Annotated in this window: 18 protein-coding genes; 11 read left to right on the top strand and 7 right to left on the bottom strand. The window is 68.9% G+C overall.

Annotation, left to right across the window (positions count from 1 at the left end; all coding sequences use genetic code 11):
• The first annotated feature begins 20 nt into the window (after positions 1-20).
• The 7 genes from LO772_RS27110 (at position 21) to LO772_RS27080 (ending at position 6,261) form a co-directional block, all read left to right on the top strand.
• A complete protein-coding gene (locus LO772_RS27110; RefSeq protein ID WP_231774643.1) occupies positions 21-875 on the top strand; it encodes a helix-turn-helix domain-containing protein in 855 nt (284 codons plus the stop codon).
• A 437-nt stretch (positions 876-1,312) separates the two neighbouring features.
• Positions 1,313-2,335, top strand: coding sequence for a PstS family phosphate ABC transporter substrate-binding protein (locus tag LO772_RS27105; RefSeq protein ID WP_231774642.1), 1,023 nt, complete (start codon positions 1,313-1,315; stop codon positions 2,333-2,335).
• Complete coding sequence (gene pstC / locus LO772_RS27100) at positions 2,332-3,282, top strand: phosphate ABC transporter permease subunit PstC (protein WP_231774641.1); 951 nt, start codon at positions 2,332-2,334, stop codon at positions 3,280-3,282. The genes LO772_RS27105 and pstC overlap by 4 nt, the downstream gene beginning before the upstream one ends.
• Complete coding sequence (gene pstA / locus LO772_RS27095; protein WP_231774640.1) at positions 3,279-4,190, top strand: phosphate ABC transporter permease PstA; 912 nt, start codon at positions 3,279-3,281, stop codon at positions 4,188-4,190. Before pstC ends, pstA begins: the two co-directional genes overlap by 4 nt.
• Positions 4,191-4,252: 62 nt before the next feature.
• Positions 4,253-5,083: a phosphate ABC transporter ATP-binding protein PstB gene (pstB, locus tag LO772_RS27090; protein WP_231774639.1), complete on the top strand. Its 831-nt coding sequence runs from the start codon at positions 4,253-4,255 to the stop codon at positions 5,081-5,083.
• Positions 5,080-5,823: a response regulator transcription factor gene (locus LO772_RS27085; RefSeq protein WP_231774638.1), complete on the top strand. Its 744-nt coding sequence runs from the start codon at positions 5,080-5,082 to the stop codon at positions 5,821-5,823. The genes pstB and LO772_RS27085 overlap by 4 nt, the downstream gene beginning before the upstream one ends.
• 78 nt (positions 5,824-5,901) lie before the next feature.
• The gene (locus LO772_RS27080; protein ID WP_231774637.1) at positions 5,902-6,261 is read left to right on the top strand and encodes an ArsR/SmtB family transcription factor; all 360 of its coding nucleotides are present in this window, start codon (positions 5,902-5,904) and stop codon (positions 6,259-6,261) included.
• Between the two features lie 16 nt (positions 6,262-6,277).
• Here the strand turns inward: LO772_RS27080 and LO772_RS27075 are convergent, their stop codons facing one another.
• A complete protein-coding gene (locus LO772_RS27075; RefSeq protein WP_231774636.1) occupies positions 6,278-6,694 on the bottom strand; it encodes an ArsR/SmtB family transcription factor in 417 nt (138 codons plus the stop codon).
• A gap of 203 nt (positions 6,695-6,897) precedes the next feature.
• On the opposite strand from LO772_RS27075, the gene LO772_RS27070 reads away from it, so the two are divergent.
• Complete coding sequence (locus LO772_RS27070; protein ID WP_231774635.1) at positions 6,898-7,965, top strand: methyltransferase domain-containing protein; 1,068 nt, start codon at positions 6,898-6,900, stop codon at positions 7,963-7,965.
• Between the two features lie 106 nt (positions 7,966-8,071).
• On the opposite strand, the gene trxB is transcribed toward LO772_RS27070, so the two are convergent.
• From trxB to LO772_RS27040, 6 genes are all read right to left on the bottom strand, one after another.
• The gene (gene trxB / locus LO772_RS27065; protein WP_231774634.1) at positions 8,072-9,025 is read right to left on the bottom strand and encodes a thioredoxin-disulfide reductase; all 954 of its coding nucleotides are present in this window, start codon (positions 9,023-9,025) and stop codon (positions 8,072-8,074) included.
• 3 nt (positions 9,026-9,028) lie between these two features.
• Entirely contained in the window at positions 9,029-9,460 is a 432-nt protein-coding gene (locus LO772_RS27060) for an arsenate reductase ArsC (RefSeq protein WP_269453101.1), read from the bottom strand.
• Positions 9,461-9,503: 43 nt separating this feature from the next.
• Positions 9,504-10,649, bottom strand: coding sequence for an ACR3 family arsenite efflux transporter (gene arsB, locus LO772_RS27055; RefSeq protein WP_443089323.1), 1,146 nt, complete (start codon positions 10,647-10,649; stop codon positions 9,504-9,506).
• A gap of 179 nt (positions 10,650-10,828) precedes the next feature.
• A complete protein-coding gene (locus LO772_RS27050) occupies positions 10,829-11,140 on the bottom strand; it encodes an ArsR/SmtB family transcription factor (protein ID WP_231774633.1) in 312 nt (103 codons plus the stop codon).
• A 159-nt stretch (positions 11,141-11,299) separates the two neighbouring features.
• Positions 11,300-12,811 carry an alkaline phosphatase PhoX gene (locus LO772_RS27045; protein ID WP_231774632.1) on the bottom strand — a complete coding sequence of 504 codons (1,512 nt, stop codon included), beginning with the start codon at positions 12,809-12,811 and terminating at the stop codon, positions 11,300-11,302.
• Between the two features lie 136 nt (positions 12,812-12,947).
• Positions 12,948-13,607 (bottom strand): arsenate reductase ArsC, encoded by a 660-nt coding sequence (locus tag LO772_RS27040; RefSeq protein ID WP_231774631.1) that lies wholly within the window; start codon positions 13,605-13,607, stop codon positions 12,948-12,950.
• Between the two features lie 167 nt (positions 13,608-13,774).
• Between LO772_RS27040 and LO772_RS27035 the strand changes: the two genes are divergently transcribed.
• The 3 genes from LO772_RS27035 (at position 13,775) to LO772_RS27025 (ending at position 15,951) form a co-directional block, all read left to right on the top strand.
• Positions 13,775-15,025, top strand: coding sequence for an MFS transporter (locus tag LO772_RS27035; RefSeq protein ID WP_231774630.1), 1,251 nt, complete (start codon positions 13,775-13,777; stop codon positions 15,023-15,025).
• A gap of 144 nt (positions 15,026-15,169) precedes the next feature.
• Positions 15,170-15,502, top strand: a complete 333-nt coding sequence (locus LO772_RS27030; protein WP_231774629.1) for a hypothetical protein — start codon at positions 15,170-15,172, stop codon at positions 15,500-15,502.
• Positions 15,499-15,951 carry a MerR family transcriptional regulator gene (locus LO772_RS27025; RefSeq protein ID WP_231774628.1) on the top strand — a complete coding sequence of 151 codons (453 nt, stop codon included), beginning with the start codon at positions 15,499-15,501 and terminating at the stop codon, positions 15,949-15,951. The genes LO772_RS27030 and LO772_RS27025 overlap by 4 nt, the downstream gene beginning before the upstream one ends.
• Positions 15,952-16,268: the final 317 nt, after the last annotated feature.

The following is a 16,268-nucleotide window of genomic DNA, read 5'->3' as shown; positions in this document are numbered from 1 at the left end:
AGTCGATCCGCCTTCCACCGATGCCCCGTTCGCCTTCGTCCAGCGCCCAGGCAGCGCGGGAAGCACTCGGCCTTCGGCTGCGCGAGATCCGCGAGGACGCGGGCCTGCTCGGGAGGGAGCTGGCCGCCCGCGCCGGGTGGCACACCTCCAAGTGCTCGCGCCTGGAGACCGGCACCACACCACCGTCGGCCTCGGACATCCGCGTCTGGTGCAGCACATGCGGGGTCCCGGACATGGCCGAGGATCTCATCGCGCAAGCCCGCAACGTCAGTTCGATGTACCAGCTCTGGAGACGCCGCGAAGGCACCGGGCTACGGGCCTTGCAGCACACCTACACACCCGTGTACGAACGGGCCCGCTCGTTCCGTATCTACACCTCCGACATGGTGCCCGGGTTCCTCCAGACCCACGCCTACGCGAAGGCCGTGCTGTCGACGATCGCCCGGTTCCGCGGCGTCCCCGACGATTCGCAGGCCGCCGCCACAGCCCGCATGGAGCGTTCCCGGATAGTCCGTGAAGGCAGCAGGCGGTTCGCGTTCGTACTGGAGGAATCGGTGCTCCGCCACCACCTGGGCGACGCCGAGACGATGGCGGGCCAACTCGGCTACCTACTCACGGCAATGGCATTCCCGGACGTGTCGATCGGCGTCATCCCGCTCGGCACACCCCGAACGTCAGTCTGGTCGCAGAAGACGTTCGGCATCCTCGACGGCATCCACGTCTACGTCGAACTGCTGTCCGCCGAAATCACCATCACCGCACAGTCCGAAATGGCCGACTACGACAAGGCGTTCCGGGAACTCTCGGCCCTCGCCGTCTACGGTCCAGGCGCCAGAACACGGATCACCGCTGCTCTTGAGGCACTTGACATCTGAGTAGGGACCATCTCAGGAGACGCGAAGCACGGTGGGCGCCCCATGGACAGGGCGGGCTAGCGATAGTACTTGCGTGACCAACTCCCTGGACCGTTTGTCGGTGAGTGCCGTATGTACAGGCGCGCCGATGTTGCCTTCTCCGCCATGGTCGGATGCCGGGACCCGGCAGCGCACGTCGAGGACGTGTTGGGCCGACAGTGTCGAAATGATACGCAACTCGGAGACTTCGGCGGCGTTAGCTCGCTATACCCGCCCAGCCCCGGGCCTTGCAGGCAAACATAGATCTGCCTTTATATAGGTGCCCGTCTAAATTAAGGCTGCTGCCCGGCGGCGTTCATTGGGTGTTCACATAGACGGACTTCTATCTTATTGGGCCCGAACGGGGTGCCACGCAGCCGCCCGCGCGTCGCGGGCCGAGCAGATCGAGGTCGAGCATCGTGAGAACCGGACGCAAGAGCCTGGCCGCTGTCGCGGCGGTAGTGGCTGCCGGCGCCCTGCTGGCGGGGTGCGGTGACGGCGGCGGGGGCGACAGCGACACGGCCGCCCCGATCACGGGCGGCCCGTCCATCGACCCGGGGCTGTCGGGTTCGGTGAAGGTCGACGGGTCATCCACGGTCGCGCCGCTGTCGACCGTCGCGGCCGAGTTGTTCAAGGGCAAGGCTTCGAAGGTCCAGGTCACGGTCGGCACATCCGGCACCGGTGGCGGGTTCGAGAAGTTCTGCCGTGGTGACATCGACATCGCGAACGCGTCGCGGCCGATCAAGGACACGGAGAAGAAGGCCTGCGAGGGCGCGGGCATCACCTACGACGAGTTCATGGTCGCCAACGACGCGCTCACGGTCGTGGTCAGCAAGGACAACACCTGGGCGGACTGCCTGACGGTCGCGCAGTTGAAGAAGATGTGGGAGCCCGGCTCGCAGGTGAACAACTGGAACCAGGTCGACCCGAGCTTCCCGAACGAGCCGCTGAAGCTGTTCGGAGCCGGCACCGATTCGGGGACCTTCGACTACTTCACCGAGGTCATCAACGGCAAGACCCAGGCGTCCCGTACGGACTACAGCCCGAGCGAGGACGACAACGTCACGGTGCAGGGCGTCTCCGGATCCAAGGGCGGCCTGGGGTACTTCGGGTTCTCCTACTACGAGGAGAACATGGGCAAGCTCAAGGCCCTGAAGATCGACGGCGGTTCCGGCTGCGTCGCGCCCAGCGTCGAGTCCGCACAGAACGGCACGTACAAGCCGCTGGCGCGCCCGTTGTTCGTCTATCCCTCGGCCAAGGCGCTGACCCGCCCGGAGGTCAAGGCGTTCGTCGAGTTCTATGTCGCGAACAACGCGCAGATCGCCACGGAGTCGAAGTTCATTCCGCTGAACCCCACCCAAGAGGCCGAACTGAAGGCGGACTTGGCCAAGCTGACCGGCGCCGGAGCCGGCGCGCCGGTCACCAGCGGGCAACCGAAGTGACGTCACACGCCGCCAAGCGGAACGCCCCGGGGCGCAAGTCCCTGGGGCGTTCCCGCCCCCGCTATGGGGAACGCGTCATCCGGGTGCTGCTGGTCGCGGCGGCGCTGGTGTCGATCGCGACCACGATCGGCATCGTCGTGTCCCTTTTCGAGCCCACGGGTGAGTTCTTCGGGGAGGTCAGCCCGTGGGAGTTCCTGACGGGAACCACGTGGACGCCGCTGTTCGACCCGGCGTCGTACGGTGTGCTGCCGTTGCTTGGCGGGACCTTGCTGATCACGGCCATCGCCGTGTGTGTGGCCGTGCCGTTGGGGCTGGGCAGCGCGATCTACTTGTCGGAGTACGCGAGTCCCGGCGTGCGCAAGGCGATCAAGCCGGTCCTCGAACTGCTGGCGGGCGTCCCGACCGTGGTGTTCGGGTTCTTCGCGCTGAAGTTCGTCACCCCGCAACTCCAGGACTTCTGGCCGGAGTTCCTCGGCGGACGCCCTGAGATCTTCAACGCGCTGTCGGCGGGTCTGGTGATGGGGATGATGATCATCCCGACGATCGCATCCCTGTCCGAGGACGCCCTGTCGGCGGTTCCGCAGGCACTGCGCGACGCGTCGTACGCGTTGGGGTCGAGCAAGCGCGTGGTGGCCACGACGGTCGTGGTGCCGGCCGCTCTGTCCGGGATCGTCGCCGCGTTCGTGCTGGGGGTCTCCCGTGCGGTCGGCGAGACGATGATCGTCGCCATCGCGGCGGGCAACCGGCCGAACCTGTCGTGGAACCTGGTCGAGGGCATGCAGACGATGACCGGGTTCATCGCCCAGGCGGGCTCGGGTGACCTGCCGGTCGGGTCGATCGACTACAACACGATCTTCGCGGTCGGCGCGCTGCTGTTCGGGCTGACGTTCCTGATGAACCTGTTCTCCATCCGCCTGGTCCGCCGCTACCGGGAGGTGTACGAGTGACCGCCGTCGTCACCGACAAGGCCGGCCCCGCTCCGTCCGGGTCACACGTCCCGCTCGGCCGCAAGCAGCGGCGCCCCGCCGACACCCTGTTCCATGCGGCGCTAGTGGCGTGCTTGGTCGTCGCGATGGTGTTCCTCGCCGCGCTCATCATCTACATGGTGAGCAAGGGCTGGGACCGCCTGGACTCGCGGTTGATCAACAACTTCCCCTCGATCCGCAACCCGGGGAACGCCGGCGCCCGTTCCGCTGTCCTCGGGTCGATGTGGGTGATCGCTGGAACCGCGATGATCTGCCTGCCGATCGGCATCGCCACCGCGATCTACCTGGAGGAGTACGCGAATCCGGCGCGCTGGTACAACCGCTGGCTGGAACTGAACATCCAGAACCTCGCCGCGGTGCCGTCCATCGTCTTCGGCATCCTCGGCCTCGGGATCATCGCGCGTGGCATGGACCTGGGCACCACGATCATCACCGCGTCGCTGACTCTCGCCCTGCTGGTGCTGCCCGTGGTGATCATCGCCGCACGCGAGGCGATCCGCGCCGTCCCGGGGACGATCCGCCAGGCGTCCCTCGCGCTCGGGGCCACCAAGTGGCAGACCGTGTGGAAGCAGGTCCTGCCCGCCGCGACGCCGGGCATCGCGACCGGGTCGATCCTCGCGCTGTCGCGCGCGATGGGCGAGGCGGCCCCGCTGCTGCTGCTCGGCGGCCTGACGTACGTGCCGTTCGACCCGACCGGCCCCAACTCGCAGTACACCGTGCTGCCGATCCAGATCTACGGCTGGACCAGCCAGTCCCGCGAGGAGTTCGCGCACCTCGCCGCGGCGGCAAGCGTGGCCCTGTTGATCCTGCTGATCGTGATGAACTCCGTCGCGATCTTCATCCGCAACCGCTACAGCCGCAGGTGGTGAGCGCGTCGGTGTCCGCCCCCACACCCGGCCCGGAACGCCAACCCTCCGCGAAGGACCCTGAGATGACGTCAACCACCCTGCCGACCACCGACGTTCCCGAGACCGCCCGTGAGCGCGGCGTCTTCGACATCACCGACCTGTCGGTCCACTACGGCTCGTATGAGGCCGTCCGCGATGTCACCATGAGCGTGAACCCGCGCGAAGTCACCGCGCTGATCGGCCCGTCGGGCTGCGGGAAGTCCACCGTGCTGCGCTGCCTCAACCGCATGAACGACCTCGTCCCGGGAGCGCGCGTCGGCGGCCGTATCGCCTACCACGGCGAGGACCTGTACGCCGACCACATCGACCCGATCGAGGTCCGACGCCGCATCGGCATGGTCTTCCAGAAGCCCAACCCGTTCCCGAAATCGATCTACGACAACATCGCCTACGGTCCCCGCGTCAACGGCATCCGCGACAAGGAGAAGCTCAGCACCATCGTCGAGCGGTCCTTGAGGGCCGCGGCGCTGTGGGACGAGGTCAAGGACAAGCTGAACACCAACGCCCTGGCCCTGTCCGGTGGCCAGCAGCAGCGGCTGTGCATCGCGCGGACCATCGCAGTGGAGCCGGAGGTGATCCTCATGGACGAACCGTGCTCCGCGCTCGACCCGATCGCGACGATGAAGATCGAAGACCTCATGCACCACCTGATCGCCCGCTTCACGATCGTCATCGTCACGCACAACATGCAGCAGGCCGCCCGCGTCTCCCAGCGCACCGCGTTCTTCACCGCGGAAGTCGACGACGCGGGCGAACGGCACGGCGTCCTCGTCGAGACCGACGACACCGAGAAGATCTTCGGCACACCGAACGACCGGCGCACCGAGGACTACATCGCCGGCCGGTTCGGGTGATCGAGATCGGTGTCGGGAGCACGGACGACCGGGCGGGGTTCGCCGAACCCCGCCGACGCCGTGTGCTCGTGGCGGACCGCGACCGTCAACTGCTCGCCGAACTACGGCACACCCTGGGCCGCTACGGCATCGACGTCGCCACCACGCAGGGGCCGCTCGAACTCCTCGTGGAGGCAGCCGCGACGCTGCCCGAGGCGGTCATCCTCGACACCGGCCTGCCCGGACTCGAACTCGACGTGACGGTACGGCTGTTGCAGTACCGCCTCGGCATCGCGGTCCATCTCGCGTCCGCGGACGACGAGTCGGCACCGGCCGAGCGCGCCCTCGGCACGGCCTCCCGACTCGCGCGCCCGTACCGACTCGGCCAGATCCTCAGCGCGGTCGCCGCGGACCCGGACCCCGAGCACGTGCGCTCGGCCGAACCGACCGCACCGAAACTCACCCTTGGTGACCTGGCACTCGACCCGATCGGCTACCACGTCACACGCCGCGGCCACCTGATGACGTTGCCCCTGCGGGAGTTCGAGATCCTGAGCTGCCTCATGGCGCACCCGAACCAGGTCGTCAGCCGCGACCGCATCGCCCGCGAAATTTGGGGCAGCGCGCAGATGCCAGACCCCAACACCGTCAGCGTCCACATGACCCGCCTGCGCCGCCGCCTGGCCGAACCGCCGGCCAGCTGCTGCCGCATCGACACCGTGCGAGGACTCGGTTACCGCTTGCTGTGCATCAACGGATAGAAGGCTCCCGCCGCAGGTCCAAGATCTGCGGCGTTAACCTCTCGCAGGGTTCTGGTTCATGTCCGGTAAATTTAGACGATGAACAATGTGGCCGTGACCTCCAAGCAGCAGCAGTCCTCCGCATGCGGCAGCGTCGCGGCCACCTCGCCGCTCACCCGCGAGGACGCCGAAGCGCTGGCCCGCACCCTGAAGACCGTTGCGGACCCCACTCGGCTGCAACTGCTGAGCCTCATCGACACCGCCCCCGGCGGAGAGGCATGTGTGTGCGACCTTGCCGAGGCTTTGGGATTCACCCAGCCCACGGTCAGTCACCACCTGAAGATACTCGTGGACGCCGGTCTGCTCACCCGTGAGAAGCGCGGCACCTGGGCCTGGTACACGGTCGTCCGCGAACGCATCGACATCGTCGGCCGCGTCCTGGGCACCGTCGTCGCCTGAGCCCAACAGCCGAGTCTTATCGCCTGGGGCCCATCGGCCTCGGCTGCGCCGCCACCGGCCACGCCCCGTCGGCCGGGAGGTCCAACACACAGCGAAGCCGCGCCAGCGCGTCCGGCGCCGGCCGGTAGCATGCCCAGCGCCGCCGCTTGTCCGGGGTGCGCTCCAGGAGACCGGCGGCACGCAACGCCTCCAACTGCCTGTGCTCGGCCGTGGCAGGCTGCGCGGTCAGTGACGTCACCGGCACGCAGGTGGACACGCGTGCCTCGTGGAGCACGCGCATAAGCATCCGGAAGTGCGCCGGGTCCGCCAACACCGCGAACATCGTCGTGAGTTCATCGGACGCGTCCGTGACCAGGGCCTGGCGGTCTCCGGTCGGGCAGCACGCGTCGAGCAGGACGTCGTCGTCTGCCGGAGCGCGGCGGGCAAGATCCATGACTCGAATATAGAGAATCATCTATTTATTTGGAAGTGGTCCGCTCGCCGGATATGTCTGGGGCGAGACCGCTCCAATGGTTTCGCCTCAGTCGCGGACTGCTGGTGCTGTGTTCGCTGTACGTCAACCGAACTGCCTTATGGGGACGTTACGTTCGGCTCGCTCGGCCGGATTGCCGGCACTTGTGACCAAGGGGAGCGGCGATGACCATCACAACCACGCCTCCGGTTGACGGCTCGGCCGTCGCGGACGCGGTGAAGGACTACTACGGCAAGGTGCTGCAATCCTCGGCCGACTTGCAGACCTCGGCATGCTGCGCGGCGGAGGCACCGCCGCGGCATGTGGCGGAGGCGCTGAAGAACGTGCACGACGAGGTGATGGCGCGGTTCTACGGCTGCGGTTCGCCGATCCCGCCGGCCGTCGAGGGCGCGACCGTCCTCGACCTGGGCTGCGGCACCGGCCGGGACTGCTACGTGCTCGCGCAACTGGTCGGCCCCGCAGGGCGCGTCATCGGCGTGGACATGACCGACGAGCAACTCGCCGTCGCCCGCGCGCACACGGACTGGCACGCGGAGCGGTTCGGCTACGCCAACGTCGAGTTCCGCCACGGGTACGTCGAGGACCTCGCCGCCGCGGGCATCGCCGACGCGTCCGTTGACCTGGTGGTCTCCAACTGCGTGCTGAACCTGTCGCCGGACAAGCCGCGCCTGTTCGGCGAGATCATGCGGGTCCTCAAGCCGGGCGGCGAGCTGTACGTGTCCGACATCTTCGCCGACCGCCGCATCCCCGCCGCGCTGCGCGAGGACCCGGTGCTGTTGGGCGAGTGCCTGAGCGGGGCGCTGTACACCGAGGACTTCCGCCGCGTGATGGCCGACGCCGGATGCGCGGACGTACGCGTCCTCTCGACCTCGCCGGTGGCGCTCGACGCCGGGGAGATCGAGCGGAAGATCGGCTTCGTGGGCTTCACGTCGCAGACCGTGCGCGCGTTCAAGCTTCCGCTCGAAGACCGTTGCGAGGACTACGGGCAGGTCGCCACGTACCTCGGCACCGTGCCCGAGCAGCCGCACGCGTTCGACCTCGACGACCACCACCGCTTCTTCGCTGGCAAGCCGGCCGCGGTGTGCGGCAACACCGCCGACATGCTCGCCGGTTCGCGGTACGCCCCGCACTTCGCGGTGGTCGGCGACAAGACCACGCACTTCGGACTGTTCCCGTGCGGACCCGAACAAGGCACCTCCGCTGCTGCGGACGGGGTGGCAGGCTGCTGCTGACACGCTCGGCCCCGCGTTTCTCGATGGATGCGTGCGCAAGGACGGCCCGCGGCCGGGTCAGAAGCCGGAATGCGGCTTCATTCCTGGCCGCGGGCGGGTCGATTTCTCAGGCGGCGACTTCCTCGCGGTGTTTGACGTCTTCGAGGTACCGCTCGGCGTCGAGGGCGGCGGCACAGCCGCTGCCCGCCGCCGTGATGGCCTGGCGGTAGATGTGGTCGACGACGTCGCCGCACGCGAATACGCCGGTGAGGTTGGTGTGCTGCGTCGGGTGGGTGACCTTGACGTAGCCTTCCTCGTCCAGGTCGATCTGGTCTTTCAGCAGCTCGGTGCGCGGGTCGTGGCCGATAGCGATGAACAGGCCGGTGATGTCGAGGTCGCGCAGTTCGCCGGTGACGGTGTCGCGGAGCTTGACTCCGGAGAGCTTGCCGTCGCCGACAATCTCGGCGACCTCGCTGTTCCACGCGAACTTGATCTTGGGGTCGGCGAAGGCGCGGTCCTGCATGATCTTCGAGGCGCGCAGCTCCTCGCGCCGGTGGATGACCGTGACGGTCTCCGCGAACCGGGTCAGGAAGGTGGCCTCCTCGATCGCCGAGTCGCCGCCGCCGACCACCGCGATGTGCTGGTTGCGGAAGAAGAACCCGTCACACGTGGCACACCACGAGACGCCGTGCCCGGACAGTTCCTTCTCGTTCGGCAGACCCAGCTCGCGATACGCGGAACCGGTCGCCAGGATCACGGCCTTCGCGCGGTGTACGTTGCCCGAGCCGTCCTTGACCACCTTGACGTCGCCGTCCAGCTCGGCCTCGACGATGTCGTCGGACACCAGCTCGGCGCCGAACCGCTCGGCCTGCTTGCGCAGGTTGTCCATCAGGTCGGGCCCCATGATGCCCTCGGGCCAGCCGGGGAAGTTCTCCACGTCGGTGGTGTTCATGAGCGCACCGCCGGCGGTGACCGCGCCTTCGAAGACCAGCGGCCCCAGGTCGGCACGCGCGGCGTAGACGGCGGCCGTGTACCCGGCCGGACCGGAACCGATGATGATCACGTTGCGGACGTCGGACATCGCTCAGGCCTCCGCGGGGAGGATCTCGGCGAGCAGGCCCTGGATGCGCTTCTCGATCTCGTCGCGGATCGGGCGCACGGCGTCGATGCCCTGCCCGGCGGGGTCCTCCAGGGCCCAGTCGAGGTAGCGCTTGCCGGGGAAGATCGGGCACGCGTCGCCGCATCCCATGGTGATCACGACGTCGGACGCCTGTACGGCCTCGGTGGTCAGCACCTTGGGCTGCTGGTCGGCGATGTCGATGCCGACCTCCTTCATGGCCTCGACGGCGACAGGGTTGACCTGGTTACCCGGGATCGACCCGGCGGAGCGGACCTCGACGCGGTCGCCGCCGAGGTGGCGCAGGAACCCGGCGGCCATCTGGGAGCGGCCCGCGTTGTGGACGCAGACGAACAGCACGGAGGGCTTGGCCTCGCCGCGGTTCTCGGTGGTGCTCAAGGGAGGTCTCCTCTTATACGCGGTGGTGTACGGCGGCGTCGGGTCAGGCGGACGGCGGCACGGAGTCCGCGGTGGGTTTGGTGAACCAGCGGCGGGCGGCGAGTGAGACGTACACGAGCCCGACGAGGACCGGGACTTCGATGAGCGGGCCGACGACGCCGGCGAGGGCCTGGCCGGAGGTGACGCCAAAGGTGCCGATGGCGACGGCGATGGCCAGTTCGAAGTTGTTGCCGGCGGCGGTGAACGCGAGGGTGGTCGCGCGCGGGTAGTCCAGGCCGACGGCCTTGCCCAGCGCGAACGAGCCCGCCCACATGACCGCGAAGTACACCAGCAGCGGCAGCGCGATGCGGGCGACGTCGCCGGGCTGGTCGGTGATGGCCTCGCCTTGCAGGGCGAACAGGATCACGATGGTGAATAGCAGCCCGTACAGCGCGATCGGGCCGATCTTCGGCAGGAACTGCGTCTCGTACCACTCGCGGCCCTTGGCCTGCTCGCCGAAGCGGCGGGTCAGGTACCCGGCGGCGAGGGGAATGCCGAGGAACACGATCACGTTGAGGGCGATCTTCCAGAACGAGATGTCGAGGTGCTCGCCGTCGCCGAGGTTCAGCCACCCGGGCAGCACGTCGAGGTAGAACCAGCCCAGGACACCGAAGGCGAAGACCTGGAAGACGGAGTTCAGGGCGACCAGCACGGCTGCCGCTTCGCGGTCGCCGCAGGCCAGGTCGTTCCAGATGATGACCATCGCGATGCAGCGCGCCAGGCCGACGATGATGAGGCCGGTGCGGAACTCCGGGAGGTCGGACAGGAAGATCCACGCGAGGGCGAACATCAGCGCGGGGCCGATGATCCAGTTGAGCAGCAGCGACGGCAGCAGCAGCCGCCGGTCGCGCGTCACCGAGTCGAGTTTGTCGTACCGGACCTTGGCGAGGACCGGGTACATCATCAGCAGCAGCCCGAGACCGATCGGCAAGGACACGCCCGCGAGTTCGACCTTCTCCAGTGCGTCGTCGAGGCCGGGGATCCCCTTGCCGAGCAGGATGCCGACGACCATTGCGGCGCCGATCCACACCGGCAGGAAGCGGTCCAGCACCGACAGGCCCCGCAGCACCGACAGCGCGGGATCACCGTCGGAGTGGCTGCCGCCTCCTGGGGGCGGGCCTGCGGAGGTCTCTCGAATGGTCTCGCTCACGGTGTCCTCGTCGTCAGGGGTACGGCCGGTCCGGTGCGTGCGAACAGCTCGCACCGCGCTGCCTATAGATGCTCGTCTATTAGTTGCTCGTCTATTTATGGCGGTTCGCGGTGGCCGCCAAGCAGTGAAAAAGTGAACCGAACGTGAACTCGACCCCCTTTGCTTCGCTACGAAGCGGCTCAGCAGGGTCGTCGCAGGTCCTGCTCAAGCACTCGGGATGCTCCTGCGGCCAGTTCCGCGAGTGTCGCCGCGGCGGCCCGCACCGCGTCCGGGTTCAGCCGGTAGTACTTGAAGCGCCCGCGCGGCTCGACGGTCACCAGTCCGGCCTCGCGAAGGACGCGCATGTGGTTCGAGATGTTCGTCTGCGTCGCGCCGGTCTCCTCGACGATGTGACACGTGCAGAGCGCCTCGCCGGCGAGCAACTGCACGATCCGGTGCCGCATCGGGTCAGCGAGCACGCGGATCGCATCACTCTCTACTGATGTCACCATGGACTGATACGTTACGCCACGCATAGACGAATGTCTATTCCATGTGGCTGTATGCGATCTGCGGCACAAAAAGGCCATCGCCGACACGGCGGTCGCTGTAGCGCCGTGCCGACGATGGCGGTCTGTGGGCGCCCCTCAACGGGAGGGACGGGAGGGGGCTTACAGCGGTCCGCGCCGCCAAGGGCCGCGGATCGCGTACGTGCGTCCCGGCGGGGTCGCGGAGGTGGTCGAACCGAGCGTGTTGACGAACAGGGTGTCGCCGTCGGGGCTGAAGCACGCTCCCGCGAACTCGCTGTCGTCGGCGACGTTGACCGAGAACTCGAAGGGCCGGCCGTCCTTGCCCAGGCCGATGAGGCGGTTGACGTTGGCGATACCCGGCGCGAGTGGGTGGGTGTCGTCGTCGTTGGAGGCGTCGTCCTCGCACAGCACGATGCCGCCGCGCGGGGTGAAGGTGAGGTTGTCCGGAGAGTCCAGCTCCTTGCGGCCCTGGGACTCGTACACCAGCACCAGGCTGCCGCCCTCGTCGTGGCGGCGACCCGGAATGTACCGCCAGACCTGGCCGTACCCGTTGACGAACCCGTCCGCAGCGGGTGCAGCGCCCGGTTGCTTCACGTCGCCGCCGGAGGTGGAGCTGAAGTAGATCGACCCCTCGCCGTACCAGCAGCCCTCAAGGCGGTTGAACTTCGCGGCACCTGTGGCCAGGCCCTGCTCGGCGACCGTCTTCGCGCCGTTCTCCAGATTCGGATCCGGGTCCTCGATGCGGACCCACTCCACCGGAAGGCGCCGGCCGACCCGCTGGCCCTGGCGGAGGTCCTCGTTCGTGCGCCCGGCGATCTTCAGCATCTCCAAGACGCCGCCGTCGGCAAGGCGGCGCGGGTTGCGCGGGCGGTAGCGGTAGAAGCCGTTCGGGCGGCCGGAGTGGTCTTCGGTCTGGTAGACGAAGCCGTCGCGGGGGTCGGTGGCTACGGCCTCGTGGCTGAACCGGCCCATCGCCGTGATCGGCTGGGATGCGGCAGGCTTGCCGGGTTCCGGGCCGCGCAGGGGGACCTCGAAGGCGTAGCCGTGCTTGCGCGCCCAGCCCTGGGCCGGCCCCGCGGTGGTCTCCTCGCATGTGATCCAGCCCGCGCCGCGGTACATCGCGCCGCCCGCGCAGTTGACGACGGTGCCGTTCAGGCTGATGAAGTCGCGGACGACCTGACCGGTGCGCACGTCGACCTCGACGGTGGTCGTGCCCGAGACACCGAGTTCGTCGTACCGCGCGGACCCGGGCACGAGCACACGGCCGGTCGCGGTGCCCGGCGCGGTGCGCACCTCGTGGTTGCGGATCAGTGTGACGGTGTGGCGGCGGGTGCCGGGGAAAGCGCCCATGCCGTCGTGGGCGATCGGTGTGGCAATGCCGTCGCTCATGACCGTGCTGGTGACGCCGAACACCGAGTACGAGAAACCGGCGGGCAGCGCAAGCAGTTCCTCGCCCGTGTTCGCCGCGCGGGCGCGGCGCAGCGGCCCGTAGCCGCCGCGACCGCCTTCACCGGGGCGGTCGGCGTCGGGGCGCCCGGCATCGGCCCAGGCGGCGTGGGCTCCCAGGGTGGTCAGGGCGGTGGTGGTGAGTACGGCGCCGCCGGTCACAGCGGCACTGCGACGCAGGAAGCTTCTTCGGTCGACGGAAGCCATTCGCTGACGTCCCTTTCGCGAGGTCGGATGGTCGAGCGGACCGATCCTCGCAATTCATAGATGTACGTCGATGCTTGTCGTGAGTGGTGGTTCGGTGAACAGCGAGCCACCAACAGGTACCGCCGCTGGGCCGCGGTCAGCCCGTCGACACCAGCCCCAATTCCACCAAGAAGTCCGTCACCAGCAGGTCGATTTCATCGCGGATACGCCGTATTTCAAGCCGTGAACGACCAGACGGATCGGGAACCGTCCAGTCCAGATAGCGGCGACCGGGAAGGACTGGGCATGCGTCACCGCAGCCGAGCGTGACCACCACGTCGGCGGCGCGGACGACTTCGTCCGTCAGGGGCTTGGGGTACGCCTCGTCCAGGTCCACACCGATCTCGGACATGACCTCCACCAGCGTCAGTTCGAGTTCGGAGGCAGGCCGCGAACCGGCCGACCGGACCACGACCGTGTCGCCGGCGTACCGCTTCAGGAGTGCGGCGGCGATCTGGGACCGCCCGGCGTTGGCCTCGCACACGAACAGGATCTCGGGATGCGTGGCGGCGACGAGGCCCTCCGCGCGTGCGAGCGCGGACAGCCGCTCGGCGGTGAACCGCCCGGCAAGAATCGGCAGGTACTGCTGAATCGTTGCGCGCTCGGCGAGCAGCGCATGGGACTCCCGCAGGTAGCGGGCCACGGTCTGCGCGGAGAAGACACCGTGGAACTTGGCGGCCAACGACCCGCCGATACGACCGAGCGCGATTTCGGGGTCAGCGCCACCCGGGGGCGTGCCGTTGTCAGCCGAGGCCATCGCAGGCTCCCTATTAATAGACGTGGCTCGATATTTACATAGACGAATATCGATGTCCAGTGGGGAGGTGCCCCTACCGGGGCTGGGCGTAAGAAAGGAGGGCTGCCATAGCTGTTCTCGGAGCACCCCCGGTGCTGCCGCGAGGGCCCGTACGCGAGACTGCGGCGGTGACCGAGACGCCCCGTCCCGCAGTGGCCGCCGAGCAGCCTGTTCCCGCTCCCGGTGAAGAGCCGTGGCTGACGCCCGGCGTCAGGGGTATCGGTGCCGCGAGCTTCCTCGCGGATGTCGGTCACGAGATCCCCACCGCCTTGCTGCCGTCGCTGCTGACGTCGACTCTCGGCGCGCCGGCCGCCGCGCTCGGCGCGATCGAGGGCGCCTCGGACGCTCTGGCCGGCGCCGCCAGGTTCGGCGGCGGCGTTCTCGCCGACGACCCGGCGCGGCGGCGCAAGGTCGCGGTGGGCGGCTACACCACCACCGCGGTGCTCGGCGCCGCGACCGCAGGCGCGACCGCGGTCTGGCAGGTCGGTGTCCTGCGGGCCGCCGCGTGGACCGCCCGCGGCCTGCGTGTCCCCGCACGCAACGCGTTGCTCGCGGACATCGTCCCGGCCGGGAAGTACGGGCGGGCGTACGGGTTCGAGCGGATGATGGACAACCTCGGCGCGATCTTCGGGCCGCTCCTCGCCCTGGGCCTGGTCGCCTGGCTCGGGGTGAAGTGGGCGATCGGCTTGTCGGTCATCCCCGGGCTGCTCGCCGCGGCGGCGATCGTCTATGCCATCCGCCATACCCCCCGGCCCAGCAGCCGGGCGAAGACGCCGCTGCGGATTCGCGTCAAGCCAGTGCTGTCCGGCGAACTCGGCAGACTCCTCGGCGCGGTCGCGGCGTTCGAGGTCGGCAACGTCGCCGCGACACTGCTCATCCTCCGCGCCGCGGATCTGCTGGAGCCGGACCACGGCCACGACACCGCCACCGTCATCGCGCTCGGCCTCTACACCGCGTACAACGTTGCCGCCACCGCCGCGTCCGTGCCTGCCGGGCACCTCGCCGACCGCCTCGGACGCCGTGGCCCCGTCCTCGTCCTGACCGCCGGCGTGGCCGCGTTCGCCGCCGCCTACGCCCTGTTCGCCGTGTCCGGCGCGGTGATCGCGGTGCTGGCCGTCCCGTTTGTGCTCGCCGGATTCGGCATCGGCGCGGTCGAGACCGCGCAGCACACCGCCGTCGCCAACCTCGCCCCGGAAGGCCTGCGCGGCTCCGCGTTCGGCATGCTCGCCACCGTCCAGTCCCTCGGCAACCTCGCGGCCTCCGCCATCGCCGGCATCCTGTGGAGCGCCGTCTCCCCGCAGGCGGCGTTCATCTACCTGACCGCCTGGATGCTCCTCGCGCTCGCCGGGCTGGCCACCGCCGCGCGCCGGTCCGAGTAGACCCTCGCTCCGGCGGAGCGGACTTCCGCCGGCTGGGGCGGTCCGCTGCGGCCATGGGCTTGCATCCGGTACCCAGGTACAGGTTTACCGTCGAAGCGAAAGCCCCGGCCGTCGTGCGAGGCCGGTCGACGGGAGGAGTCCTGGATGTCGCAGACGTGGGTGCCGCAGGCCTGCACCTTGCCGACCGAGGAACAGCCGCTGCGCATCGCGGAATTCGACGACTTGTTCGCTGGTTCGCTGCTTGCCGCCGACCGACCGGAAGCCCTCCGCGCCCGCTTGACGCTGGCCGCAGACGCCGAAGACTCCGCCCGTGATCTGGCGGGACGCGAAACCGGCTGCTGCTCGTTCTTCTCGTTCGCCTTCGGTCACGACGCGGCGGGACGCGTGCTCATGGACATCGCAGTCCCCGCCGAACGGATCACGGTCTTGGACGCGCTGGTCACGCGAGCTGTGGCGGCGTCCAAGGCGCGGTCGTGAACGACGGCCCCGTCCAACCCGGTCTGAGAACCGGGGAACTCGCCGACGCAGCCGGCGTGAACCCCCAGACCCTGCGCTACTACGAGCGCCGCGGCCTGCTCGCCGAGCCCGACCGAACGCTCGGCGGGCACCGGCTCTACCCGCCCGAGTCCGTCGCCTTGCTCCGCGTCATCAAGGCCGCTCAGCGACTGGGGTTCACGCTCGACGAGGTTGCCGAGCTGTTGGAGGCGGGACACCGCCACGGCGGCAAGGGCCTACAGCACCGCGCCGACGTCAAGATCGCGGAGATCGACGCCCGTATCGCCGACCTCCAGACGATCCGGGCGGCGCTGGTCGGCGCCGTCGACGCGGGCTGCGACGACCTCGCCGTGTGTGCGACCAGCCCTTGCTGCCCGCTTCCCTTCGCCGACCTTGCCAAGGAGGACCGCCATGACGGCCCCTGCTGCTGACCCCACACCCGACCACCCGAACCGCCCGCCGAGCGGGCCGCAGGGCGGCTGGCCTGGGTGGCGGGCGCCGCGTGCGTTGCCTGCTGCGCGGTTCCCGGTTTGGTCGCGGCCGGCTTGCTCGGGGGCGGTGCGCTGACCGTCGCCGCCTGGCTGCCCGAACTGGCGATCGTCCTCGCGGTAACGGCCGTCGTGGTGTTCGGCTGGTCCCGGTGGCGTGCCTCGAACCGCGCGCGGCATGGCTGCCAAGCGGGAGCGTGCTCGTGCGCGGACACCCCGCGGAGCACGGATCTGCCGACGCCTTCAGTACGCTCCCGCTC

The sequence above is a fragment of the Yinghuangia sp. ASG 101 genome (genome assembly GCF_021165735.1).
Taxonomy (GTDB): Bacteria; Actinomycetota; Actinomycetes; order Streptomycetales; family Streptomycetaceae; genus Yinghuangia.
Note: the sequence above shows the minus strand (reverse complement) of the source record. Positions and strands in the feature narration are given on the sequence as shown.